This window comes from Paraburkholderia sp. GAS206C (assembly GCF_050435645.1).
In the GTDB taxonomy this organism is placed as follows: domain Bacteria; phylum Pseudomonadota; class Gammaproteobacteria; order Burkholderiales; family Burkholderiaceae; genus Paraburkholderia; species Paraburkholderia phenazinium_B.
Genome location: NZ_JBNDKR010000017.1, coordinates 88,070 through 112,721 on the forward strand (window position 1 = coordinate 88,070; position 24,652 = coordinate 112,721).

At 63.3% G+C, this 24,652-nt stretch carries 27 protein-coding genes and 1 riboswitch; of the genes, 9 read left to right on the forward strand and 18 right to left on the reverse strand.

Annotation, left to right across the window (positions count from 1 at the left end; translation table 11 throughout):
- Positions 1-8 precede the first annotated feature (8 nt).
- The 12 genes from P3T20_RS35415 to P3T20_RS35470 all read right to left on the reverse strand — a co-directional run bounded on the left by P3T20_RS35415 (position 9) and on the right by P3T20_RS35470 (position 9,718).
- Positions 9-776, reverse strand: a complete 768-nt coding sequence (locus tag P3T20_RS35415; protein ID WP_074262649.1) for an ABC transporter permease — start codon at positions 774-776, stop codon at positions 9-11.
- On the reverse strand, positions 773-1,705 hold the full coding sequence (locus tag P3T20_RS35420) for an ABC transporter ATP-binding protein (protein ID WP_429289363.1): 933 nt from the start codon (positions 1,703-1,705) through the stop codon (positions 773-775). Before P3T20_RS35420 ends, P3T20_RS35415 begins: the two co-directional genes overlap by 4 nt.
- 179 nt (positions 1,706-1,884) lie before the next feature.
- Positions 1,885-2,190, reverse strand: a complete 306-nt coding sequence (locus P3T20_RS35425) for an STAS domain-containing protein (RefSeq protein WP_429289364.1) — start codon at positions 2,188-2,190, stop codon at positions 1,885-1,887.
- Complete coding sequence (locus P3T20_RS35430) at positions 2,187-2,816, reverse strand: MlaC/ttg2D family ABC transporter substrate-binding protein (RefSeq protein ID WP_074262651.1); 630 nt, start codon at positions 2,814-2,816, stop codon at positions 2,187-2,189. The genes P3T20_RS35425 and P3T20_RS35430 overlap by 4 nt, the downstream gene beginning before the upstream one ends.
- Before the next feature lie 117 nt (positions 2,817-2,933).
- Positions 2,934-3,938: an MlaA family lipoprotein gene (locus P3T20_RS35435; protein ID WP_429289365.1), complete on the reverse strand. Its 1,005-nt coding sequence runs from the start codon at positions 3,936-3,938 to the stop codon at positions 2,934-2,936.
- A gap of 11 nt (positions 3,939-3,949) precedes the next feature.
- Positions 3,950-4,495 carry an outer membrane lipid asymmetry maintenance protein MlaD gene (mlaD, locus tag P3T20_RS35440; RefSeq protein ID WP_074265855.1) on the reverse strand — a complete coding sequence of 182 codons (546 nt, stop codon included), beginning with the start codon at positions 4,493-4,495 and terminating at the stop codon, positions 3,950-3,952.
- Positions 4,496-4,586: 91 nt separating this feature from the next.
- Positions 4,587-5,354: a lipid asymmetry maintenance ABC transporter permease subunit MlaE gene (gene mlaE, locus P3T20_RS35445; RefSeq protein WP_074262653.1), complete on the reverse strand. Its 768-nt coding sequence runs from the start codon at positions 5,352-5,354 to the stop codon at positions 4,587-4,589.
- Entirely contained in the window at positions 5,351-6,172 is an 822-nt protein-coding gene (locus tag P3T20_RS35450) for an ABC transporter ATP-binding protein (protein WP_074262654.1), read from the reverse strand. Before P3T20_RS35450 ends, mlaE begins: the two co-directional genes overlap by 4 nt.
- Before the next feature lie 99 nt (positions 6,173-6,271).
- Positions 6,272-7,408 carry a thiamine phosphate synthase gene (gene thiE, locus P3T20_RS35455; RefSeq protein WP_429289366.1) on the reverse strand — a complete coding sequence of 379 codons (1,137 nt, stop codon included), beginning with the start codon at positions 7,406-7,408 and terminating at the stop codon, positions 6,272-6,274.
- Complete coding sequence (locus P3T20_RS35460; RefSeq protein WP_074262655.1) at positions 7,405-8,220, reverse strand: thiazole synthase; 816 nt, start codon at positions 8,218-8,220, stop codon at positions 7,405-7,407. The genes thiE and P3T20_RS35460 overlap by 4 nt, the downstream gene beginning before the upstream one ends.
- Before the next feature lie 73 nt (positions 8,221-8,293).
- Complete coding sequence (gene thiS, locus P3T20_RS35465) at positions 8,294-8,491, reverse strand: sulfur carrier protein ThiS (protein ID WP_074265857.1); 198 nt, start codon at positions 8,489-8,491, stop codon at positions 8,294-8,296.
- 72 nt (positions 8,492-8,563) lie between these two features.
- Positions 8,564-9,718, reverse strand: coding sequence for an FAD-dependent oxidoreductase (locus P3T20_RS35470; RefSeq protein ID WP_429289367.1), 1,155 nt, complete (start codon positions 9,716-9,718; stop codon positions 8,564-8,566).
- A gap of 197 nt (positions 9,719-9,915) precedes the next feature.
- Positions 9,916-10,027: riboswitch (TPP riboswitch) on the reverse strand.
- Between the two features lie 393 nt (positions 10,028-10,420).
- Between P3T20_RS35470 and P3T20_RS35475 the strand changes: the two genes are divergently transcribed.
- The 4 genes from P3T20_RS35475 to P3T20_RS35490 all read left to right on the forward strand — a co-directional run bounded on the left by P3T20_RS35475 (position 10,421) and on the right by P3T20_RS35490 (position 14,548).
- A complete protein-coding gene (locus P3T20_RS35475) occupies positions 10,421-12,172 on the forward strand; it encodes an ABC transporter ATP-binding protein/permease (RefSeq protein WP_429289368.1) in 1,752 nt (583 codons plus the stop codon).
- 294 nt (positions 12,173-12,466) lie between these two features.
- A complete protein-coding gene (locus P3T20_RS35480; protein WP_429289369.1) occupies positions 12,467-12,964 on the forward strand; it encodes a hypothetical protein in 498 nt (165 codons plus the stop codon).
- A gap of 148 nt (positions 12,965-13,112) precedes the next feature.
- On the forward strand, positions 13,113-13,643 hold the full coding sequence (locus tag P3T20_RS35485) for a hypothetical protein (protein ID WP_429289370.1): 531 nt from the start codon (positions 13,113-13,115) through the stop codon (positions 13,641-13,643).
- A 158-nt stretch (positions 13,644-13,801) separates the two neighbouring features.
- A complete protein-coding gene (locus tag P3T20_RS35490) occupies positions 13,802-14,548 on the forward strand; it encodes a response regulator (protein ID WP_074262659.1) in 747 nt (248 codons plus the stop codon).
- A gap of 100 nt (positions 14,549-14,648) precedes the next feature.
- On the opposite strand, the gene P3T20_RS35495 is transcribed toward P3T20_RS35490, so the two are convergent.
- The 4 genes from P3T20_RS35495 to P3T20_RS35510 are packed head-to-tail and all read right to left on the reverse strand — an operon-like array spanning position 14,649 to position 16,534.
- Entirely contained in the window at positions 14,649-15,317 is a 669-nt protein-coding gene (locus P3T20_RS35495) for a flagellar basal body L-ring protein FlgH (RefSeq protein ID WP_074262660.1), read from the reverse strand.
- A gap of 58 nt (positions 15,318-15,375) precedes the next feature.
- A complete protein-coding gene (locus P3T20_RS35500; RefSeq protein ID WP_429289371.1) occupies positions 15,376-16,149 on the reverse strand; it encodes a hypothetical protein in 774 nt (257 codons plus the stop codon).
- A gap of 3 nt (positions 16,150-16,152) precedes the next feature.
- The gene (locus P3T20_RS35505; RefSeq protein ID WP_074262662.1) at positions 16,153-16,350 is read right to left on the reverse strand and encodes a DUF6726 family protein; all 198 of its coding nucleotides are present in this window, start codon (positions 16,348-16,350) and stop codon (positions 16,153-16,155) included.
- A 16-nt stretch (positions 16,351-16,366) separates the two neighbouring features.
- Positions 16,367-16,534: a hypothetical protein gene (locus tag P3T20_RS35510; RefSeq protein WP_167379359.1), complete on the reverse strand. Its 168-nt coding sequence runs from the start codon at positions 16,532-16,534 to the stop codon at positions 16,367-16,369.
- Positions 16,535-16,673: 139 nt separating this feature from the next.
- On the opposite strand from P3T20_RS35510, the gene P3T20_RS35515 reads away from it, so the two are divergent.
- From P3T20_RS35515 to P3T20_RS35525, 3 genes are read left to right on the forward strand one after another with little or no spacing between them, the layout of a single operon-like run.
- Complete coding sequence (locus tag P3T20_RS35515) at positions 16,674-16,946, forward strand: hypothetical protein (RefSeq protein WP_429289372.1); 273 nt, start codon at positions 16,674-16,676, stop codon at positions 16,944-16,946.
- A 9-nt stretch (positions 16,947-16,955) separates the two neighbouring features.
- Entirely contained in the window at positions 16,956-17,696 is a 741-nt protein-coding gene (locus P3T20_RS35520) for a response regulator (protein ID WP_074262664.1), read from the forward strand.
- Positions 17,693-19,060 carry an ATP-binding protein gene (locus tag P3T20_RS35525; protein ID WP_074262665.1) on the forward strand — a complete coding sequence of 456 codons (1,368 nt, stop codon included), beginning with the start codon at positions 17,693-17,695 and terminating at the stop codon, positions 19,058-19,060. The genes P3T20_RS35520 and P3T20_RS35525 overlap by 4 nt, the downstream gene beginning before the upstream one ends.
- A gap of 194 nt (positions 19,061-19,254) precedes the next feature.
- Here P3T20_RS35525 and P3T20_RS35530 read toward each other — a convergent pair whose 3' ends face one another.
- On the reverse strand, positions 19,255-20,199 hold the full coding sequence (locus tag P3T20_RS35530; protein ID WP_429289373.1) for a tyrosine-protein phosphatase: 945 nt from the start codon (positions 20,197-20,199) through the stop codon (positions 19,255-19,257).
- A gap of 293 nt (positions 20,200-20,492) precedes the next feature.
- Here P3T20_RS35530 and P3T20_RS35535 point away from each other — a divergent pair, with 293 nt between their 5' ends.
- Positions 20,493-21,764 carry an MFS transporter gene (locus P3T20_RS35535; protein ID WP_074262667.1) on the forward strand — a complete coding sequence of 424 codons (1,272 nt, stop codon included), beginning with the start codon at positions 20,493-20,495 and terminating at the stop codon, positions 21,762-21,764.
- Between the two features lie 16 nt (positions 21,765-21,780).
- Positions 21,781-23,046: a D-amino acid dehydrogenase gene (locus tag P3T20_RS35540; RefSeq protein ID WP_429289389.1), complete on the forward strand. Its 1,266-nt coding sequence runs from the start codon at positions 21,781-21,783 to the stop codon at positions 23,044-23,046.
- A gap of 129 nt (positions 23,047-23,175) precedes the next feature.
- On the opposite strand, the gene P3T20_RS35545 is transcribed toward P3T20_RS35540, so the two are convergent.
- Positions 23,176-24,642: a glutamate synthase subunit beta gene (locus P3T20_RS35545; RefSeq protein ID WP_074262669.1), complete on the reverse strand. Its 1,467-nt coding sequence runs from the start codon at positions 24,640-24,642 to the stop codon at positions 23,176-23,178.
- Positions 24,643-24,652 lie beyond the last annotated feature (10 nt).

Here is a 24,652-nt window from a genome sequence, read left to right on the forward strand (position 1 = left end):
GCTCCTCGTCAGTGGCGCAGCTTGAAGCCGGAGGCGAGCATGCGCATTGCCACCACGGCCAGCACCACAAAGAAACCGGCGACAATGCCCAGGCTCACGAGCGGATCGATATCCGAAACCCCGAAGAAACCGTAGCGAAAGCCGTCGATCATGTAGAAAAAGGGATTAAGCCGCGACACCTCGCGCCACACTGGCGGCAACGTGTGCGTCGAGTAGAACACGCCCGACAGGAACGTGAGCGGCATGATCAGGAAATTCTGGAAGGCGGCGAGCTGATCGAACTTCTCGGCCCAGATGCCGGCAATCAGACCCAGCGTGCCGAGGATCCCCGCACCGAGCACCGCGAACGCCACGATCATGAGCGGCGCGCTAAAGCTCACCGGCACAAACCAGATCGTCACGATAAACACCCCGAACCCGACCGCGAGTCCGCGCACCACCGAAGCCAGCACATAAGCGAAGTACATCTCATAGTGGGACAGCGGCGGCAGTAGCACGAACACCAGGTTGCCGGTGATTTTCGACTGGATTAGCGACGACGAACTGTTGGCGAACGCGTTCTGCAACACGCTCATCATCACGAGGCCCGGAATCAGGAAACTGGTGTACTCGACGCCCGGATAAACCTGCACGTGGCCGCGCAACGCGTGGCCGAAAATCGTCAGATACAGGAGCGCGGTGATGACCGGAGCGAGAACCGTCTGAAACGCGACCTTCCAGAAACGCAGGATTTCCTTATAAAACAGCGTACCGAATCCACTGCTGTAGCTGCTCATGCAAGCCCCTCGATCACTTCCGGACCGTTCATCACCTGAACGAACACATCTTCGAGGTCGGCTTTGCGGACCTCGATTTCTTCGAATGTACAACCCGCGTTGCGGCATTGCGCGAGAATCGGCTCGACCTCGTCGTAGCTCGACAGACGCAGCAGATGCTGGCGGCCATTGCCGTTGCCCGGGTCGGAGTCGACTTCGAGTGGCCGCAACTCCACCGGCAGCACGCCTTGGGCGAAACGCAGGAACAGTTGCATGCCGGCAAAGCGCTGCAGCAGCGCGCTGGTGCGTTCGAGCGCCACCACTTCGCCGCGCCGCAGCATGGCGATGCGGTCGCACAGCGACTCCGCCTCTTCCAGATAGTGCGTGGTCAGGACGATCGTGTGACCCTCGCGATTCAGTCGCGAGATGAATTTCCACAGGGTTTGACGCAGTTCAACGTCGACGCCCGCGGTCGGCTCGTCGAGCACGATAACCGGCGGTCGATGCACCAGCGCCTGCGCGACCAGCACGCGTCGCTTCATCCCCCCCGACAGCGCGCGCATGTTGGCGTCGGCCTTTTCGGTGAGATCGAGGTTGGCCATCACTTCGTCGATCCACGCGTCGTTTTTGCGCAGGCCGTAGTAGCCGGACTGGATACGCAAGGTCTCGCGCACCGTGAAGAACGGGTCGAACACAAGTTCCTGCGGCACGACGCCGAGTGCCCGGCGAGCTTCGCGAAAATCGTCGACCACGTCGTGGCCGCGCACGGCGATGCTGCCTTCGTCGGCGCGCGCGAGGCCCGCGAGGATGCTGATGAGCGTCGTCTTACCCGCGCCGTTCGGACCGAGCAGTCCGAAAAACTCGCCTTCTTCCACCGTGAGGCTGACGCCCTTGAGCGCCTGAAGATCTTTGTAGCGCTTCTTGACGTTACGAATTTCTATGGCTGGCATGACTGTGGGCCGCTTTATATGGCGGCGCCTGAAAGGTGCGCAAATGCTGGAATGACCGGAATTGGGGCCGGCTTGAAACCAGGGCCGAGCCGCAAAAAACGGTTGATTATAGGGCAAAGTCGGGAGCCCCGACCTCGCCTGGGGAATTGGGAGGTGACGCGGGAAGCGTCAGTTGAGCGTCAATGTCGCGCCGAGATAATGCTGTCGACGCCGTAGACGTGGGCCAGGCTGGCGAGACCAGCGGGCAGGTTGACGATTTCGAGCGCGGTGCCGCGTGCCTGGGCGGCCCGCTGCCACGCGATCAGCACGGCGAGCGCCGACGAGTCGAACTGCGCAAGCGGCGCGCAATCGACACCGTTCGCACCCGCTGCGATACGTTGCAGCCCCGCCGCGAGCGCGGCCTTCGCGCTCGCGTGGGTCAACGTGGTGCCGGTTTCGAAACGGCCCGCCACTGAGCGGACCTCGGCGTTCACCGCTGTGCTCACGACTGCTTGCCTGCGGCGAGTTGCTGGTTGCGCTGTGTGAGGAACTGGATCAGCCCGTCGACGCCGTGTTGCTGGATCTGCTCATTGAACTGCTGCTGATACGCCTGGATCAGCCATGCGCCAAGCACGTTGATGTCATACACGCGCCAGCCGTCCTGCGTTTTGTACAGACGATAGTCGAGTTCCACCGGCGAGCCGTTGTTCATCACCACCGAGCGCACCACCGTATCGGTGTCGTCCGGATTCATGCGAAACGGCTTGTACTGGATCTGCTGGTCTTTGACCTGCGCGAGCGCGCCCGAATACGTACGGATCAGCAGCATCTTGAACTGCTCGACCACGGCGTTTTGCTGCTCCGGCGTGGCGGTACGCCAGTTGCGACCCATGGCCAGTTGCGTCGTGCGGCGGAAGTCCGTGTACGGCAGGATCTTCTCGTTGACGAGCTGGGTGATGTGCGAAATGTCGCCCTGCTGGATCGACTTGTCGCTGCGGACAGCGTCGACCACCTGCTGGGTGACGGTCTTGATCAGCGCATCGGGTGCGCTGCTATCGACCGCTTGCGCATAAGCTGCGCTACCAAACGAAAACAACGCAGCAAAAAACGGAACGAGGAAGAATTTTTTCATATTAAGCCTAGCAAGAAGAATAGTGCGGCAAACCTTGGAGCCGACAATAGCACGCGAGTTCATCCACGATCCACGCGCAACCTGACAGAGTCGTTTCCAGGTGTTACTGCCGCATCCTCAACGCAATCTGAACGACGGGAAGGTAAGCCGCGGCGGCACGACCTGGTCGGCAGGGACCTGATCGTTCTCCGGGCCACCATTCATATCGATCGGTGGTGACGCGGCCGTGTCAGAAGCCGGCGTCGCAGTCGCGGCGGTGGCGCCCGAGGCGCCCTGCGGCGCTCCGGCACCTGCCTGCGCAGGCGTGGCCACTGTCGCGGAAGCCGCGCCTGGCGCCGAAGCGGCCCCGGCAGCGGCGGCCGCGCCGCCATCGACGTCGTCGTATTTCGGCAGCGGTGCATTGTCGCCGTAATCCGGCAGCGCCGCGTTGCCGCCACCCTTACCCTGGGTCAACAGATAGTTACGACGCTGCAGGTATGCATTACGCACGAACGAATACTTGTCGAGCGCCGCGCCTTCCAGCACATCGCTCGCGTTCAGCAGGTTCGCCCGCGTGTTGACGATGTTGATCCCGTACAGCGCCCAGCTCAGGCCGTCCGGGTGAATATAAGTCAACGGGTTGACGAAGTATTCGGCTATTGAGCCGAACCCATCGCGCACCGTGCTCGGCCCGAACAGCGGCAGCACCAGGTACGGTCCCGACGGCACGCCATAGTGACCGAGCGTGAGGCCGAAGTCGTTCTCGTGCTTGGGCAGCTTCGCAAGCGTCGCCACGTCGAACAGGCCGCCGACGCCGAAGGTGGTGTTGATGACGATCCGCATGATGTCCTCGACACCGTCGGTAATCTTCAACTGCAGCAGATTGTTGGCCGCAATGTAGACGTCGCCGATGTTCGAGAAGAAGTTCGTCACGCTGTCGCGCACCGGCTGCGGTGTGATGTACACATAGCCCTTCGCAACAGGCTTCAGCGCGTACTGGTCGATCTTGTCGTTGAACTTGAAGATCGTACGGTTCACGCCCTCGAGCGGATCGCCCTTGGTCGGAGTCTGGACCGTCGCACAGCCGGCGAGCAGCGCCGCGCCGAACGCCAGCGTGGTGATACGGACGCGCATGGTCTGCATTCTTGTTCTCCTTATTGACCCGACGCGCCCGAAGCGGGCACAGCCGGCGCCGGTGCCGCCGGTGCGGGGGCTGCAGCGGGTGCGCCCGGCTTGGCAGCGCCTGAGTCTGCCGCCTTGCTATAGAGGAATTGTCCAATCAGGTTTTCGAGCACGATGGCCGACTGCGTCATCGAGATCGTGTCGCCTGCCTTCAACATCTCGCTATCGCCACCCGGTTCGAGACCGATGTACTGCTCACCGAGCAGGCCAGAAGTCAGGATCTTGGCGGAGGTGTCCTTCGGAAACTGGTATTGCTTGTCGAGATCGATTGTGACCAAAGCTTGATACGAATTCGTGTCGAAGTTGATCGAGTCGACGCGGCCGACCGTCACGCCCGCACTCTTCACCGGCGCGCGCGCCTTCAGGCCGCCGATATTGTCGAACTTGAGTTTGACCGGGTAGGTTGCCTGAAACGACAACGAGCTCATGTTGCCGGCCTTCAACGCCAGGAACAGCAGCGCTACGAAACCCAGCACCACAAACAGGCCGACCCAGAAGTCGAGAGCAGTCTTTTTCATCGTCATCCCAAAGAGAATCCATCGCGCCGGCCACGCCGACCCCGCGGCGCGGGCAAGCTGATGCCCGCGGCAGAAAGCGCGTCGCGCGGTTTTAGCTGAACATCAATGCAGTCAGCAGGAAATCGAGGCCCAGCACAGCAAGCGAACCGTACACGACCGTCTTGGTCGTCGCACGTGACACGCCTTCCGGGGTCGGTTTGGCTTCGTAACCCTGGAAAAGCGCGATGAACGTCACCGCAAAGCCGAACACAATACTCTTGATCACCCCGTTACCGACGTCAGCCCACACGTCGACGCCGCCCTGCATCTGCGACCAGAACGAGCCGGCATCGACCCCGATCATCAGCACGCCCACCACATAGCCGCCGCCGATCCCGACCGCGCTGAAGATGGCCGCTAGAATCGGCATCGAGATAATGCCCGCCCACAGGCGCGGTGCGACCACGACCTTGATCGGATCGACCGCCATCATTTCCATGGCCGTCAATTGCTCGCCGGCTTTCATCAGACCGATTTCGGCCGTGAGCGACGTACCGGCGCGCCCCGCGAACAGCAGCGCCGTGACCACCGGCCCCAGCTCGCGCACGAGCGACAGCGCGACCAGCAGCCCGAGCGCCTGCTCGGAACCATAGCGGTTCAGCGTGTTATAGCCCTGCAAGCCGAGGACGAAGCCGACGAACAGGCCCGACACCGCGATGATCACGAGCGAATAATTGCCCACGAAGTGAATCTGCTTCGTGACAAGACGCGGACGGCGCAACAACGGGAAAAATTCGAGCACCAGACGGAAGAAGAGCCGCGTGGCGTAGCCGGCGGTCTCGAGGCCGCCGAGCACCGAACGTCCAATCGCACTGATCATGCCTGTCCCCCGCCGATGCCGAAATCTGCCGCAAGCGGCGTGTTGCTGGGATAGTGGAATTTGAACGGGCCGTCCGGCGCGCCGTCGATGAACTGGCGCACGGTGGGATCGGTCGAGGCCCGCAACTGGTCAGGCGTGCCCTCGGCGTGAACGCCGCCGTTGGCGAGGAAATACACGTAGTCGGCAATCGCGAACGATTCCGGCACATCGTGCGTCACCAGAATCGAGGTCGCGCCGAGCGCCTGATTCAGCGTGCGAATCAGGTTTGCCGTGATGCCAAGCGAAATGGGGTCCAGACCGGCGAACGGCTCGTCGTACATCATCAGTTCGGGGTCGAGCGCGATAGCCCGGGCCAGCGCCACGCGCCGCGCCATGCCGCCGGAGATCTCGGACGGCGACAGATCGCGCGCGCCGCGCAAGCCGACGGCGTTGAGCTTCATCAGCACCAGGTCACGGATCAGTTCTTCCGGCAGGTCTGTGTGCTCACGCAGCGTGAAGGCGACGTTTTCGAACACGGACATGTCGGTGAACAGCGCGCCGAACTGAAACAGCATGCCCATCTTGCGGCGCAATGCGTACAGGCCGTCGCGCGTTTGCGCGCCGACGTCCTGGCCGTGGAACAGGATCTGTCCGCGCAATGCGCGCACGAGGCCGCCGATCAGCCGCAGCACGGTGGTCTTGCCGCATCCCGAGCCGCCCATGACCGCCACGACCTGACCGCGCTGGAAGCGCAGGTTCAGGTTCGACAGGACGAGCCGGTCGCCGTAACCGAAGTCGACGTCACGAAGCTCGAGAAGGGTCTCGGAGGTGGAAGGCACGAGGCTGACAATCCTTTTGCACGGAACGGCGAATTATAGGGCCATCGTGCAAAAGTTGCCGTGACGCGCCCGGTCCCCGATAAACAGGGGACCACGCGATTATGGCGTAAACCCTTGGAGCATTGCAGAAACCGCAACAGCAGGGTCCGCAGCCTCCGTGACAGCCCGCACCACGGCGGCGCAGCCGACGCCGGTCGCCAGTACTTGCGGCAGCACCTGCTGGTCGATTCCGCCAATCGCGACGAGCGGCACCACCCCATCGAGCAGGCGCACGTAGCGGGCGAGACGCCTCAGGCCTTGCGGCGCGGTCGGCATCACTTTGGTGGTGGTCGGGAACACCGCGCCGAGTGCGATGTAACTCGGCCGGAAGTGCAGCGCGATCAGCATCTCGTAGTAGCCGTGCGTCGACAGGCCAAGGCGCACGCCCGCGGCGGCGAGATTGCCGAGGTCGGCAAGATGCAGGTCTTCCTGACCGAGATGGACGCCGTACGCGCCGGCTTCGAGCGCGGCCTGCCAGTGATCGTTGATGAACACCTGAGCGTCATGCTTGCGGCCCGCCGCGACGCAGCGCGCGATTTCCTGCGCCAGTTCGGCCGGCTCAGCAGTTTTGCGGCGCAGCTGGACCGTCTTCACACCGTAGCCGACCACCCGCTCGACCCACTCGGCGGTTGGCAGCACGGGATAGAGGCCGAGGCGATCCGGGCAGCGTGCGAACGGCTGCTCGGGTGCTGCGGGCAATCCGAGGACGCGCGGGAAGCGCGACAGGTCGCACGGCCATGCGTCGGCGGCGGTGGTTTCGTCGCCGTCGCGCCAGGCGAGCGCCAACACCAGTGCGTCGTGCGGATCAAAACCGCAATCCAGAAACGCAGCCAGCGCGGGAATCCAGTCTTCGGCGAGATGGCCTTCCAGCGGATAACGCTCGCCACCCAGATGCAGCGTCGCCCGGCCCGCGGCGGCTTCGATCACACCCGCGCCCTGCACCTGCCAGCGCGCCACCTGTTCGCCATGCTGCTGGGCGTCGGCGATGACGATCAGATCGCCGCCGTTCGCGTCGTCAGGCGCGGTAAGGCAAATCCGCCATGGCGCGTGAGTCGGCGGCCAATCGCCGAGCGTCGCGCGGATGCGTTCGGCGGCTTCGCTCAGTTCGTCGGCGGGCGGCCAGAAGACGTCGCGGCCGGCGAGCGGATTCGTTTGCATGTTCGTCTGCGAGTTCGTTTGCGGCGTGGTCTGACTCATGTCGAACTCCCATCCTGATGCCAGAACGGCATACCGACCACCGGCGTGCTCGCATGGGCCGTTTCGCGTTCAGCCATCGGCCCGGCGAGGTAGGCCTGGCGACCCGCCTCGACGCCGAGCGCGAACGCGCGGGCCATCGCTTCGGGATGGGTCGCCTGCGACACCGCCGTATTCAGCAGTACGCCGTCGAAGCCCCACTCCATCACCTGCGCGGCGTGCGACGGTACGCCAAGCCCCGCATCGACGATCAGCGGCACGTCCGGCAACCGGTCACGCAGCACCCGCAGACCGTATGGATTGATCACGCCCTTGCCGGTGCCGATCGGTGCGCCCCACGGCATCAACGCCTCGCAGCCGGCGTCGAGCAGACGCCGTCCGATCACCAGATCTTCCGTGCAGTACGGCAGCACCTTGAAACCGTCCTTGACGAGTCGCGCAGCCGCTTCGATCAGACCGACCGGATCGGGCTGCAACGTGTAGTCGTCGCCGATCAGTTCGAGCTTGATCCAGTCGGTTTCGAAGACTTCACGCGCCATGTGGGCGGTCGTGACCGCCTCGCCGACGCTCTGGCAGCCGGCCGTGTTTGGCAATAGCGGCACGCCGTGGCGCTTGAGCAGATCGAAGAAGCCGGCTTCGGCACCGCCTTCGTTCATCTGCCGGCGCAGCGCGACGGTAATCATGCCAGGCTTCGCCGCATCGATCGAGTCGGACAGCGACTGCAGCGACGGATAGCGTGACGTGCCGAGCAACACCCGGCTGGCGAAGGTTTCGCCGTACAGCGTGAGCGCGTCGGCGGGAATGGGAGAAGTCATCTGGAAATCCTTGTCTCTGGCAATACCCGGCGACCTGGCTGTTCGGCTACGTGGTCGCGGGTAATCACCGTTTTTAGCCGCCGGCGACCGGTTGCACGACGTCGAGCTTGTCACCCGCTTGCAGCGCGCGCGCGGCGTGCTGGGTACGGGCCACAAAGTCGCCGTTCAGCGCAACCGCGAACGGCGGACGCGCGCCGAAAGCGGCGAGCGCGTCGGCGACGGTCGCCCCCTCGGGCAGCGACAACGGCTTCTGATTGATATGAATGTCCATGGTGTTCAGATACGGTTCAATCGATAGCGTAAGCGGCCGGCGGGGCAGCCCATGTGGCAATGGTCGCAACGCTCATGCCGGCACCTGCGAGCGGTTCTGCGGATCGAGCCGGGCAAGCTGGAACAGTTCGCTCCAGCGCGCGTCGCGCCGCCAGTCGTCGAAAGCGTCGGCATCGCCGATGCGTCCGTCGAGCAGCGCGGCGGCGAAACGGACGGCTTCGTCCGCGACTTCGGGCACGATCATATAGCCGTGCCGGTACAGGCCGTTCACGCGCAAGGTCTGCGCGCCATCCCAGACCAGCGCCGGACGGTGGTCCGGCAAGGTCGGGCGGCACTGCGAGTTCAATTCGAGGATGCGCGCCTCGCCGAAGCCGGGGTGGACCGAGAACGCTGCACTCAGCAATTCCAGCGCGGAACGCACGCTGACGGGCGACATGTCCTCGCCTTCCACTTCGGTTGCGCCGATCACGTAAAGATCGTCCTGCTTCGGCGCGATATACAGCGGATAGCGCGGATGCAGCAGACGCACCGGGCGCGTGAGCTTGATTCCAGGCGCGTGGACACGAGCGACTTCGCCACGAATGCCGCGCAAAGTCGGCAAAACATTCTTGGCACCGAGGCCGCGGCAATCGATCGTCACGCGTGCGGACGGTAACGCGCGATCATCCACGGGTGTGTTCCAGTGCGTTTCGACGCGCCGCTCGGCGAGCCCTGCGGCGAGCGCACTCAACACCTGGCGATTATCGAGTTGTCCCTCATGCGGCAACAGCCAGCCTTGCGCGAAACGGCCAGCCAGCGCGGGCTCGGTCGCGCCGAGTTGCGCACCCGAGAGCGTGACGAAGCCACCATCCAGCAGATCGGCGGGCGCATTCGAGCGCACCCGGCGTTCGAACAGCGGCGCTTCGGTGCGATCGGCGTGATGCCAGACTACGAGCGTCCCATTGCGTTGAAAGAACACCGGTACGGGCAGTTCGGCCAGTACTTGCGGCCAGGTATCGAGCGACGCGGCGCCGAGGCGCGTGATCAGCAATTCGGCGCTGGCCGCTTCGGCGAGCGGCGCGAGCATCGCGGCCGCCACCCACGCGGCGGCTTGCGAACCGGCGGCATCGCCGCGCTCGTAAAGCGCCACGCGATGCCCCGCACCGGCGAGGCGCCACGCGACCAGCCGGCCGCACAGTCCCCCGCCGATGACGGCGAAATCCGGTTGCGAGCGATCGAGCGCGTTCATTGCCGTCCTGCCGGCGCGCGCAGAGCGGCCTTGAGCGTCACGGGGCAAACGAAGCAATAGACTGAAGAATAAGCGGTCATCGTATCCTTTCCGTACGGCAACAGGCGCACGTACCCAAGGACGAAACCGGCGGGCGAGGCCGGCCGGGCAAAAAGCGCATCCAGTGACGGACGCTGCCCGGCGGGGAATGGAAGAAAAGCCAACTTCCGGAAACTTCCCGCGCCGGTATTACCCGGATCGGGTGCAAAGGGTCTCTCTCAGCCTTGCTGCGGCGTGTGGCCCGCGCGCAAAGCACCCCTGTTTCGTCGAGAGTCATTAGACCATAAAAGGCGCGGCGGCCGCAAACCGGGGGCGGCGGAGCTGCTGCGATCACGGGCGGGCAGACCGTCGGGCCTGGGCGATTCATGTAGCCTCGCTCGGAGCCTCTGGCACAATGCGGCGATGGAGTCTGCGCCGTTGTCGTGGGCTCTCGCGTCAAACGCGACAACCATACGCCGGTCGCGCGAGACCGCGGTCCAGTGCCCCAGGTGATTAATTTTCGCTTAAGCCGCCGGCGGCAGAATCGGGCGGTCGTACGACGGGTTCGAGGCCCGGGCCGCTATTTGCAATTCCGCTGTGGCTCCGATCCACTATAGGCAAGCCGGTCCTGGCTTGCTTGCAGCGGGTCGGTCCAAGATGAGCCAGTATTTCTTCAGGATGGTCATGACACCCAATACTTCCCCTGCCAGCCCGCTCGAGCCGGACGACAAGGTCTCCGCGTGGAGTCTGATCAAGCCCTACTGGGTCTCTGAGGAATGGAAGATCGCGTGGGGGCTGCTGATTGCGATCATTGTGATCAACCTCGTCAACGTGTGGATCAGCGTCAGGTTCAATACCTGGAGCGGCGAGTTCTTCAATATGCTGCAAAACAAGAGCGTGAAGGACTTTCCCCACCTGATGTTGGTGTGGGCCGGCCTTGTGGCAGCGCTGATCGTCCTCTTTGTCTACGGCCGTTATTTGCGGCAGATGCTCGGCTTCCGGTGGCGCCAATGGCTCACGACCCGCTACCTCCAGGAGTGGCTCGGCGACGGCGCTTTCTACCGGATTGAGCGCGACCGCCTCGCTGACAACCCCGACCAGCGGATCAGCGACGACTTGCAGTCATTTGCGACCAGCACGCTCACGCTGACGCTCGACCTGCTGTCCACGGTCGTCACACTCATTACGTTCGTTACCATCCTCTGGTCCCTCGCTGGAGCATTGACCGTGTCACTGGGTGGCATGCCGATCGTCATTCCAGGCTACATGGTGTGGGTCGCCGCGCTCTACGCGCTGGGCGGCTCGTACATGATCTACAAGCTCGGCCACCCGCTCGTTTCGATCACCTACCAGCAGCAAAAGGTTGAGGCAGATTTCCGCTTTGGACTGATCCGGGTGCGCGAGAATTCTGAGCAGATCGCGTTTTACGATGGCGAGCAAACCGAAGAGGCCACCGCGCAAAACTTCTTTCAACGCATTCGCGACAACTGGTGGCGCGTGATGAAGTACACGAAGCGCCTGAGTTTCGTGCTCAGTTTCTACAGCAACATCGCGTACATTTTTCCACTCATTGTCGCCTCGCCCAAGTACTTCACCGGCGCGTTCACAATGGGCGTGCTGATGCAGATCCAGAACTCGTTCGGCACCGTCAGCGATTCATTTTCCTGGTTCATCAACAGTTACGGCAGCCTCGTCGATTGGCGCGCTACGGTGAATCGTCTGCGGGAATTCAAGCGCGTCATGCGTGCGTCGCATCTGAAAGAGTCCATCTCGCCGGCTACCGCACATGGCGGCATCAACCTGCACTACGTCGACGAAGAAAAGCTCAGCACGGATGGTCTCTCGCTGGCCTTGCCGAACGGCACCCCGCTCTCACAGATCCGCAATATCACGATTAACCCCGGTTCGCGCTGGCTCGTGCGAGGTCCGTCGGGTTCCGGCAAGAGCACCTTGATGCGTGCGCTTGCCGGACTGTGGCCGTTCGGCGACGGCTCGATCGACGCACCGGTCAATGCGCGCATGATGTTCATCCCCCAGCAGAGCTACATGCCGATCGGCACGTTGAAAGCGGCGCTCACCTATCCGTCCTCCGCCGAGACCTACGCCGACGACGAATGCCGCGAAGCGCTGCGTACCTGCCACCTCGACGACTATGTGGGCCGCCTCGACGAATCGGGACACTGGGCCCGCATCATGTCGCCGGGCGAACAGCAGCGTCTCGCAGCAGCGCGCGTGCTGCTGCACAAGCCCGACTACCTGTTCCTCGACGAGGCAACCAGCGCGCTCGACGCGGCCAACGAAGCGCGGCTCTACCATCTCTTCACGGAGCGTCTGCCGAAGGCCGCCATCGTCAGCGTCGCGCACCGCGAATCGCTCGCGGCGTTCCACGAAGAAACGCTCGATGTCGAGCGAGCGGGCGAACCCGTCGCCGCTTAGGCAACGCGTCACTTGACCGGGTCGCGATTGACCGGGTCGCGATTGACCGGGTCGCGATTGACCGCGTCGCGTTAGACCGGGTCGCGATTGAACACTTAACGCCCATCACCGATGCCGACTGCGGCATCGGCGCGCCCTGCAACATTCTGAAATACGCGAGAACAGTTCGAAAGCATTTGCGAAGCGCTCAGGTTGTTCCGTGCTTTGAAAGTGCCGTGCTGCGGCGAGGATAGTCGTGCGGGCCGGTCCCCCTCCGGTGCCGCACGCCACTCACCGTTATCGGACTTCCCGCTCATGTCATTCGATCGCCGTCTTCGTCACCTGACCCAACGATTCACGCGGATGAGCCGTTCGCCGCTCGCCCGTCCCGCCATCCCGGCCGGTGCGGCAGCCCTGTTGCTGTCGCTCGGCGCTCAGGCCGCGCAGTTGACCCAGGTCGCCGAGCCGGCCAACGTCTGTCCGGCACTGACGCACATCGTCGCCGCCACCGACTTCCGGCAACTCCACGACCAACCCGCCGCACAGCTGCCGGGTGTGGACAGCGCCGGCGACTGCCACGCCAGCGGTCACAGCTACGATTGCCACTGGCGCGCGCACTGGCAAGCCGACGGCGTGGTCACGGACCCGCTCGAAGAACTCGGCGCGGATATCGCCGCGTGCTTTCCCAACGTCGTGCACGACCTCAACACGCCGACTCGCCAGCATTTCGTCGTGACAGCCGGCCTGCGCCGCATCGACGTGACGGCTAGCGTGCAGGGGTCCAACGAGTTGCGCCTGCGCGTCGCACGCTAAGCGTGCCGCCCCCGCGTTTCAACCCGACACGTCAAGGTATCGCATCGTGAACGGCTCGCGCCCACCGCTATTTCCGCTTCCTCGCCGGACCGCCAGACTGCCATGGTCCACTGGGCGGCGGTCATGCGTATGGGCGGCGACCGCCGCCGTGTTATGCGTCGGGCTGAACGGCTGCGCCTGGACGCTGATCACAGCGGCCGACGCCACCGGTTCCGTGATTCAGGCAGGCTATGCCATCGCTTCGAACTACTCGTCGCCTACCTTCGTCAACGGTCACCCCGCGTCCATCAGCACGGTGTGCATCGAAGTGAACCAGCTGGTGTCCGTTGGCGATTTCGTCCCGGCCTTGCAACTCGCGCTGAACCGGCGCGGCATCCGCTCGGCCGTCTACAACCCGGGCACCGCCCCGGCGAGCTGCGAGGCGCGGCTCGTCTATAACGCCTCGGTCGATTACGGCAAGCGCTCGTTTAACGACAATCCGGTGCAGTATCTTTCCGTGATCGATCTGACGCTGCTGCAGCAAGGCCAGATTCTGGTCACCGCGCGCTACCAGACCGGCGAACTCGGCATGGACCGCTTCTCGAACGCATCCGTCAAGCTCAACGGCATGATCGAAAAGATGGTGGTCGATCGCACCGAGTTGCGTCCGCGGACCATTCAGACGTCGCAAGTCAACTGAGTTCCCTCGCGCCCTGCAGAACGCGCTGCATCTGCAAAACCCGCAAGACGCACGCCGCACCCGCAAAATCACGCAGACGATTGCTTCCAATTACCCGGGAAAGGTTTTGAAAGCATTGCGCGCTATCAGCCCTCCGGCGTATCTCTTAAGATTGCCGAATGAACCAATCCATTCTGGTCGTTGACGACGACCCCGTCGTGCGCGACATCGTGCGCGAATATCTGCAAGGGCGCGGCTTCTCGGTAACCGTGCTCGAGCATGGCATCGCCTTGCAACGCGCGCTCGAGAACGAGCGGCCCGCGCTGGTCGTGCTCGACATCATGATGCCGGAGATGGACGGTATTAGCGCGCTACGCGCCTTGCGCCTGGCCGGCGACGATATTCCTGTGATCCTGCTGACCGCGCGCGCCGACGTGATCGACCGGGTGATCGGACTCGAGCTCGGCGCGGACGATTATCTCGGCAAGCCGTTCGAGCCGAGCGAGCTGGTCGCGCGTATCCGTACTGTGTTACGCCGCCGCGGCACGATCGCGCCCGGCGCACCGGAAAACCGCGCGCCGTATCGCTTTGGCCGTTTCGAGGTGAATTTTCCAGCGCGCGAGTTACGCCGCGACGGCGAACGCATTCCGCTGCGCTCGAGCGAATTTGCGATGCTCAAGGTGTTCGTCACCCATGCGATGACGGTGCTCACCCGTGCGCAATTGCTGGAAAAGCTGCATGGCAACACCGAGGCGCACCGTAACCGCAGCCTCGATGTCTCGATCTGGCGGCTGCGACGTCTGATCGAAGTCGATCCGTCCGAGCCGCGCTATGTGCAGACGGTGTGGGGTCGCGGCTACGTGTTCGTGCCGGATGGAGAAATCGGCGCGGCCGAGCGGGCCGCGCAGCCGTTCGTCGACGCGTAACACTGCGTCAGGCAAGTCCCAAAGAAGCGCTACATGGGCTCACGCCTGCGGCGCGCCTGGACCGTTTGGCGCAAATCGCCAAACGGTCTCACGAAATGACTCAGAACGTCAGCACGCTCAGGAACATCCGCTGCAGCCAGCCCACGGTCGTCGAATCGCTCACAATGCCCTGGCCTGCCTGTTCGATCTTCGCATTCGCCACCTTGCCTGACGACACATAATTGCCGGCTTCGATGTCCTTCGGATTGACGATACCGGACAGCCTCAGGCGGTCGTGATTGCCGTTCATCGCAATCAGCTTCTCGCCGGACACCATCAGATTGCCGGTCGGCATCGTTGCGATCACCGTCACAGCCAGCGTACCGGTCATCCCATTAGTGTCGGTCATGGCGCCGGCTCCCTTGAAGTCCGTCGACGCCGAGCCGATATTGAACAGGCGCGCGAGCCGTGCAGCCGCGCTGGTCGATTGATCGGCGGCAGTCGCAGTAATGTCGCTGGTTCGGCTGGCCGTTGTATTGGCGCTGCTGTTGCCGTTATAAGACTCGGACAGACGAATCGTCAGCACATCGCCCACATGCTGCGCACGCGGCGTTTCGTAGAGCAAGAGCGACGAGCCAGCCTGATAAATCGCGCCTTGCGTGTTGATGTTGAGCGGCGCGCTGACGAGCGGCGGCAACATCGGCGTGTCGACGATCGAATCCTGGTGGCTCGCACAGGCGGCCATACCCAGCGCTGCGGTCAGCGCGGCGATGAGGCGTAGGGTGGTCATAGAGGTTCCTCCACCGGAGAAAAATGAATCAACTCGGTCTCGACACGCATGCCGCGCCTCAACCCGCTTCGGGACTGCTCGCCTGCCATTGGCGTACGAGCGACTTCACCCACGCATCGGGATCTTTCAGCAGATAGGTGAGCGTGCCGTTGTGCGTGGACGGCAAAAAGCACAAGGTGATCGAGCTCACGGCGTTTTCCCATAGGTACACAGGAACCGCACCGCCGGCTGCCGACGTGTTCTTCGTGACGAGCTGCGGCGCTCCGTAGCGGCTCGCCAGCGCCTCACGCAGATCGCTGGCCGTGACCTCGTCGACGACGAACGAAATCTCGTACAGACGCAGCGCTGTCTGGCCGTTGACACGCGCGAACCGCAGCACATGATCCTGAGCCAGCGCGCCATCCACCACGGCCTGCGAGACCTGCCAGTGGTCGGCCGTCCGGTGCGCCCAGCGACACGCCACCGTGAGGCTCTCGCTCGTCTTCAGACTCATGCCGAGCGCTTCGGCCAGCATGTCTGTCTCGCAAACGGGCACGCTGCCGACGGGTGTCGCGCGCACGGTCGAACCCGCGCGGAATTCGTCGAGCGTGATGCCAAGCGGAATGCCGCGAAACGCGAACGGCGCATCCATGGAACGCTTGCGCTCGTCCCCGCCGCTGTGCCTCGACGCGGAGGCTGAAGTTGACGCTGTCGCTACCGCTGCCGTCGACGCAGCCACACCGCGCGCCGCGGGATCCGCATGCGCAGCAGGCGCCGCCTGGCCCAGCAGCATCGAAACCGCCAACGGCGCCAGCGTACCGAGCCATTGACGGGTAGACAGTCGGGCGCTCATGGCTCAGTCAATCGCCGCTGCGCATGCGTTGAACGGCTCGGCCGCGGCATGCCCCACCGCCGGCAGGATATCCAGCGTTGCGGCCGTCAGGCGGCACGGCAGCGCAGCGACACCACAACCGTCGAGCGGCAGCAGCATCGCACCCAGCGCCAGCCAGCTTGCGGCACGCACACACCGCTTGAAAACAGTGAGAGTCGGCACGGTGAGCCTCGTCGGGTCAGGCTGTCGTGTTGACGTTGTTGCCGATCAGGCCGCCCGGCAGAGCCGGCGACGTGGGTTCGGCCGGCAGCCCTTCGGGTTTGGCCGCGCCCTCCGAGGTCGGCGTCGGCCGCTCGCGCTGCACGGGCGGAAAGGTGGTGGGGCGGAGATTGTTCTGGACGGTCATGATGTACCTCGCGTATCACTTGGGTGCGGATTCGGTTACCGCACATCGGGGACACTGAGGGGAGAACTGACCTTCAGGCCAACGAAGCACGGCGGCGATGGACTACAGAGCGAATCATCACGCTGCGAAGGAACTCACGATGCACGAAGGAACGCGCGCTTTTCCACGGTTCTTACGAGGGGTTCCGAATGCGCGCCAATTCTTTCCACTCAGGAAATACGGTAAGCAAAACCGGCTTGATGCGTCCCTCGATCCGCAATTAATATTGCCGGTGCCAGCGCTGTATTTCGACCGTCTTGCCTTGCTGGACAAGGCTTTCCAAGAGGGCCGGAAGGACTTCTCTAGCGCCGCGCGCCGGCAGGTAAGTGTTGGTAAGAAAACAGTGATCCGTTTGCCACACGCGTCGGTCTAAAATTTCGAAATGAATCCACAGGTCCTTATCGTCGACGACGACCCGGTCGTACGCGATCTGCTTTGCCGCTTTCTGCAATCGAACGGGTTCGACGCTTCCGTGCTCCACGACGGCACGCATTTGCAACGCCGCCTCGAAAGAGAGCGGCCATCGGTCGTTGTGCTCGACATCATGATGCCGAACACCGACGGTCTGCGCGCGCTCACTGCGTTGCGCGCGGCCGGCGACGACATTCCGGTGATCTTCGTCACAGCGCGCGGCACCGTGGCGGACCGCATCGTGGGTCTGTCGCTCGGTGCGGACGACTATCTGACGAAGCCGTTCGATCCGCGTGAACTGCTGGCCCGCATCCAGACGGTGTTGCGCCGGCGCGGACCTTCGACCACCAGCGCGCCCGAAGCCCGCAAGCCGTATCACTTCGGGCCGTTCGAACTCGACTTCGCCACCCGTACCCTGTCGCGCGAGGGCACACGGCTCGCGCTGCGCGACAGTGAATTCGCGCTGCTGAAGATCTTCGTCAACAATCCGTACAAGGTGCTCTCGCGGGTGCTGATCCACGATCTGGTCCACCGCGACAACCTCGCGTTTCGCGATCGCAGCCTCGACGTGCCGATCTGGCGCTTGCGCCGCGTGATCGAAGACGACCCGTCGAGCCCGTGCTATGTCCAGACGGTGCGCGGCAAAGGTTATGTGTTCGTGCCGGATGCGGACGGAACCCCCTTCTCGATCGAGGGTGCGGCGGCTTCATGAAAAACCCGTTGAACACGCTATTCGGCAGAATGGCGTTGCTCTCGACGGCGGTATTGTTGGCAATTCAGGCCAGCTGGTTCGTACTGATCGTAATGCAGCCGCCTCACCACGAGGTGGACGGATTCGCACGCGGCATTCTCTTGATGCTGCAGGCGGCCAACGGCGAGCCCGTGCAGGGCGCCGATCTCGCACCGGCGATGCGCGTGCATCTGGTGCCGACGTGGAACATGCCTTCCACGATCCATTTGCAGCCGCCGACCGCGCGGCAGTTCGTCGAACTCAGCCAGCATTTGCGAGCCCGCTTGCCGGTCGGCACGCAGATCGAGGTCGACGATGCGACGCCACAGCGTCTGTGGATTCGCTATCCTGGCAAGTCGATGTGGGTGGTCGTGCCTGTCGACATTCCGGCGCGTCCGCGCTTTATCGTCGAAACGGTGTCGATGCTGGTTGCCGCGCTGATTCTGTCGCTGCTCGCCGTGTGGCAGATGCAGCGGCCGCTATCGCGGGTCGCGCTCGCCGCGCGTGCGTTCGGTGCAGGCGGGCGCCCCGAGCCGGTGAATGTGCAGGGGCCACGCGAACTGCGCGACCTGATCGGTTCATTCAACGACATGATGCGGCGCCTCAACGAGGCCGGCGACGATCAGGCGGTGATGCTGGCCGGTGTCGCGCACGACCTGAAGGCGCCGCTAACGCGGCTCAAGCTGCGGGCGAGCGTGCTCGTCGCGGAAAGCGAACGGGCTGGGTTGATCCGCGATGTCGACTCGCTGACCAATATCGTCCAGCAGTTTCTCGAATTCGCCGGCCAGTCTGCGGATGCCGGTCAGCCCGTCGAAGTCGAAGCCTTCCTGCGCGAGCAGTTTTCGAGCGTGGATATCGCGGAGACCGCCAGCGCCGCCGAGATGAGCGGCGTCACGGGCCACGGGGACCATGCGAGCCACGGAGATCCAACGGAAGACGCCGACGCCTATCCCGCCGAAGCCCCGCTGTTCAATCTCGACTTGCGCGCCGGCCCGCAGTTCACGCTGCCGCGCACCCTGCTCGACCGGCTCGTGACGAACCTCGTCGACAACGCACTCGAACACGGCGCGCCCCCTGTCGATATTTCGACGGCACGCGATAACGGGCACTGGGTGGTGAGTGTGCGCGATCACGGGGAGGGGATTCCCGACGACCGGATCGCCGCTGCAATGAAGCCATTTGTGCGGCTCGATGCCGCGCGCGGAGGCGAAGGACACTGTGGCCTGGGGCTGGCGATCGTCGCGCGGCTCGCACACGATCGCGGTGGACGCTGCGATGTCTATAACCATCCGCAGGGCGGCTTGTGCGTGCGGATCGCGTTGCCGATTAGCCAGGGCGAAGTCTGAAGCCAATGTCACCGCTGTCATTAGCACGGTCGGGGCGATAACGGCTGCATCTGCGGCGGCCGTACTTACACGAACTTACCAGGTGGTCCCGACGGTAAGCCGCGCACGTATAGTCAGCGCGGGCTTCCTCGATAGCCCCCTGTTCGGTCCGCCCAGCTGTTGCCCGGGCGGGCCGCTTTTTTTGTGCCTTCGGTTTAGATGACCAGCCGGTCGTGCAACGTCTCGATGGTCGCCTGAGACAGTCCGAGTCCGACGGTCAGATAGTTCGACATCGTGCCGTAGCTCGCCTGCACCTGATCGAAGCCCGCCTGTAAAAAGCTCTCCTGCACGCTGAACAGTGGCGCGTCGAGCGCGGCCGTCGCCGCGCCGCTTTGCGCCTGAACCGCAGCGATTTGCGCGTTGATCGAGACGGCCGAGTAAGTATTCGTCAGAAGATAATCCTGCACGATCACGTCGAGCGGCACATTCGCAATGCTCAGCAGAAGCGCTGCAACCCAACCGGCGCGGTCCTTACCCGCTGTGGAATGGAACAGTTGTGCGCCCGGATTATTCGCCAGTTGCGTGAGCAGTGCGCCATACGCGGCCCGCTGAGCCGTGCCGGTGACATACGCACGCTCTGCGCTCTGCATCACGGCGATGGCGCCGCCCGACAGGTCTGCCGGTGGGACGACCGCATCGGCCTCGCCCGTCACATTGATGTTCTGATAAGCCGCGCCGGCAGGCATCACGTCCTGAGCCCGGGCAACCTCGCCGGGCGTGCGCAGATCGTAGACGTTCGCAATCCTGAGCGTGTCGATCACGGCCTTGTCCGCCGTGCTCAGGGTCAACGTGTTCGAGCGGTAAAACACACCAAGGCGCACCTGGCGACCGTCCACCGTTTGATAGCCGCCGGCTGCACCGCCGACATCGCGAAAGTTGTCCGCCGACGCCAGACGCGGCGCATCCGCCGCATCCGACGACAGACCGCCGCCACCGCACGCCGACAGCAATGCGCTCCCGAATCCTGACATCAGCAGCACGCTCGCCGAGCCTTTCAGGAAGCCACGGCGCGTCGAGAACTCACCATTCGGTACACATTGGGGCGGACGAGGCTTGCTCGGGCCGGTCGCACGTAAGCGAACTTTCGCAGTGAAATCCATTGAGTGTATTGGTAAGGGGCGCTTTCGCCGTTGGACGGATGGGCGGCGTAAAACCAACAGCGCCGGGGCGCAGTGTACCGGGGGGAAATACCCGGTGGGTTACAAAGTAGGAACCAGTAAGGATCTGAAATTCACTCCTGACCAGTCGAAACAAAGTCAGCCCAGATGCCTGCGCCCGCCCTGCGGGTTTTTTGTCCGGACTGGTCCGCACGCCTTTGTGCACCGTAAAATACGGGCGCACCAGCGTGCAACCGCGAACCGCAGGCAACAGAATCAGGGGCTCAGGAGACGGGATGGCGTCATTTCAGTGGTTCACGGAGTTGACGACGCGCGAGCGCCGCACGCTCTACGCGGGCTTCGGCGGTTATGCCGTCGATGCGTTTGACTTCATGATCTACTCGTTCCTGATCCCGACGCTGATCGTTACCTGGGGTATGACCAAGAGCGAAGCGGGGATGATCGCGACCAGCTCGCTCATCTCCTCGGCGATCGGCGGCTGGCTCGCCGGCATTCTCTCCGATCGCTACGGACGCGTACGTGTGCTGCAATGGACCATCGCCACATTCGCGCTCTTCACCTGCCTGTCGGGTTTCACCCATTCGTTCTGGCAACTGCTGACCACGCGCACGCTGCAGGGCATCGGCTTCGGCGGGGAATGGTCGGTGGTGACCGTCATGATGGCCGAGACGATCCGCTCGCCGCAGCATCGTGCGAAGGCGGTCGGCACCGTGCAGAGCAGCTGGTCGTTCGGCTGGGCCGCAGCGGCAATCGTCTACTGGGTATCGTTCGCCGTGTTACCCGAGCAAACGGCCTGGCGCGCCTGCTTCTGGGTTGGCATCCTGCCGGCGCTGTGGATCGTCTATGTACGCCGTAACGTGAGCGACCCGGAGATCTTTCTCGCTACCCGTCGTGCCCGCGACACCGGTGTCGACACGTCTCACTTCCTGCAGATCTTTTACTTTCCGCATCTGAAGACCACGCTGCTCGGCAGCGCGCTATGCAGCGGCATGCTGGGCGGCTACTACGCGATCACCACCTGGCTGCCGACCTATCTGAAGACCGTGCGGCATCTGTCCGTGTTCAATACCAGCGGCTATCTGATCGTGCTGATCGTCGGCTCGTTCACCGGGTATATCGTCGGGGCGATCCTGTGCGACAGGATCGGCCGGCGCGCGTCGTTCATCCTGTTTGCGATCGGCTCGTTCGTGCTCGGCATGGTCTACACCATGTTGCCCATCACCAATAGCACGATGCTGCTGCTCGGCTTTCCACTCGGTGTGGTGGTGCAAGGGATTTTCGCTGGCGTGGGCGCGTATCTGTCCGAGCTGTATCCGAATGAGATTCGTGGCTCGGGTCAGGGCTTTTGCTACAACCTTGGACGCGGCGTCGGCTCGTTCTTTCCGATTCTCGTCGGCATGCTTTCGCAATCGATGACGCTCGTCAATGCGATGGGCCTTGTTGCCGGCTCAGGCTATCTGCTCGTGATTGCAGCGGCCCTGTGTCTGCCTGAGACGAAGGGTAAGGCGCTCGCCGCTGCCGCCGCAGATCCGGGCGCGGCATCCTGATGCGCATTCCACAAACATGAAAACGATTGTTCTTGGCGGAGGCGTGATCGGCGTCGCCACTGCTTTTTATCTCGCAGGCCGTGGGTGCAAGGTCACGGTGATCGAGCGCGAACCCGATGTGGCGCTCGAGACAAGTTTCGGCAATGCCGGCGTGATTGCGCCGGGTTATGTGACGCCGTGGGCGGCGCCGGGGATGCCGGCGAAGATGCTCAAATACCTGTTCAAGCCGACCTCGCCGCTGATCTTCAGGCCGACGTTCGATCCTGCGCAATGGCGTTGGATTGCGCGCTGGTTGCGTGAGTGCGACCTCGAGCGGTTTCGCGTGAACAAGCAGCGCATGCAGAGGATTGCTTATTACAGCCGCTCCTGTCTGCAGGAGTTTCGTGGACGCTATCCGTTTGATTACGGGCGCAGTCAGGGGTATCTGCAGCTATTTCGCAGCGAGTACGACGTCGAGTTGGCGCAGCCCGCGCTGGCGGTGCTACGTGATGCTGGGATCGCGTATCGGGAGATTAGTGCGGCGCAATGCGTCGAGATCGAGCCAGGATTGCGGTGGGCGCGCGAGACGCCGTTGTCCGGGCTTTATCTGCCGGATGACGAGGCTGGCGATTGTGCCCGGTTTACGCGGGAGTTGCGGTCGATCTGCGAGAACCATGGCGTACGGTTCCGGCTCGATACTCGGGTGACTGGACTTGATGTTCAGGGTGGTGCGGTGCGGGGGGTGCGGGTCAATAGTGAAATTGGTGAAGAAGTGCTTCGGGCGGACGCCGTTGTGGTGGCGTTAGGCGCGGATAGTGTGCAGTTGCTTGCGCCACTGGGCGTCAAGGTGCCGCTTTATCCTGTGAAAGGGTATTCGGCTACGTTGCCCGTTATCGACGATGAGAAGGCGCCGCGGGGCGCTTTGATGGACGAAGCTTTTAAAACTGCTATCACGCGGTTTGGCAGGAATTTGCGGGTAGCGGGGACGGCAGAGCTTGGGGATCGGCGGTCGACTCTTAGGGAGCAGGCGTTGCAGACCTTGCTCAAGGTTCTCGACGACTGGTTTCCTCACGCAAGCAAACCCAGCTCCGCGCATTTCTGGGTTGGGAGGAGACCCATGATGCCGGATGGGGCGCCTCTTCTTGGCCCCTCCGGGATTGATGGGCTCTGGATCAATCTCGGCCACGGGTCCACCGGCTGGGCTATGGCGATGGGATCCGGGAAGGTTGTTGCGGATCTGGTTACGCTGCGTGTGCCGGAGATTGACGTTGAAGGGCTCACTTTGGGCAGGTATCGGAGGTAGCTTCCATCCCCCAATTGAAAAGCCGGGTCGTCCTTGCGGGCGCCCGGCTTTGGGCACAGCTTGTCGTCTCCACCTCTTCCTGCAAATCGTTGCCGGCTCCACGTCTGGTCGCGCGGAACCGGCGAAGATTTAGCGCGGCAGCTCCGAATGCCCCATCAGGAATGCGTCCACCGAACGCGCGCATTGACGGCCTTCGCGGATCGCCCACACCACCAGCGATTGACCACGCCGCATATCGCCGGCCGTGAACACCTTGTCCACCGACGTGTAATACGCCTTGTCACCTTCCGTCGACGAACGCACGTTGCCGCGCGCATCCTTGTCGACGCCGAATGCTTCCAGCACCGGCGAGACTGGCTGCGTAAAGCCCATCGCCAGCAGCACCAGGTCGGCCTTCATTTCGAATTCGGAACCCGGCACTTCCTGCATCTTGCCGTCCTTCCATTCGACTCGCACGGCAATCAGCTTTTCAACCTTGCCGTTCTTGCCTTCGAAACGCTTGGTCGCCACTGCCCAATCGCGCTCGCAACCTTCCTCGTGCGAGGACGAGGTGCGCAGCTTGATCGGCCAGTACGGCCACACGAGCGGCTTGTTCTCTTCTTCCGGCGGCTGCGGCAGCAGTTCGAACTGCGTGACATCCTTCGCGCCGTGACGGTTCGAGGTGCCGACGCAGTCGGACCCTGTATCGCCGCCACCGATCACCACCACGTGCTTGCCCTTGGCGACCAGTTGGCTCGTGAGCTTGTCGCCCGCATTGACCTTGTTCTGCTGCGGCAGGAACTCCATGGCGTAATGGATGCCTTCCAGTTCGCGGCCCGGCACCGGCAGATCGCGCGGCGTTTCCGAACCACCCGACAGCACTACCGCGTCGAACTGCTCTTTCAGCTCGGCCGGCGTGATCGTTTCCTTCGCCGTATTGTTGATATGCGAAGCCAGAGGATCCTTGCCGATGAACACGTTGGCGCGGAACGTCACCCCTTCGGCCTCCATCTGACGCATGCGGCGGTCGATCAGCCATTTTTCCAGCTTGAAATCAGGAATGCCGTAACGCAGGAGGCCACCGATGCGGTCGTTCTTTTCGAACACCGTCACATCGTGCCCCGCGCGCGCGAGTTGCTGCGCGACGGCGAGACCGGCGGGGCCTGATCCGACCACGGCGACCTTCTTGCCTGTCTTGTGCTTTGACGGCAACGGCGCGACCCAGCCTTCGGCCCACGCCTTGTCGATGATCGCGTGTTCGATCGACTTGATGCCGACCGGATCGTCATTGATGCCGAGCGTGCACGCCGCTTCGCACGGCGCCGGGCAGATGCGGCCCGTGAACTCCGGGAAGTTGTTGGTAGAGTGCAGCACGTCGATCGCGTTCTTCCAGTCCTGATGAAACACCAGGTCGTTGAAGTCCGGGATGATGTTGTTCACTGGGCAGCCGTTGTTGCAGAACGGAATGCCGCAGTCCATGCAACGTGCGCCTTGAATTTTCGCTTCGTCGTCGGACAGCGCCGCGACGAATTCCTTGTAGTGCTTCACACGCGTGAGCGGAGCTTCGTACGTCTCATGGCGACGTTCGAACTCGAGAAAACCGGTTGCCTTGCCCATGTGGTTCTCT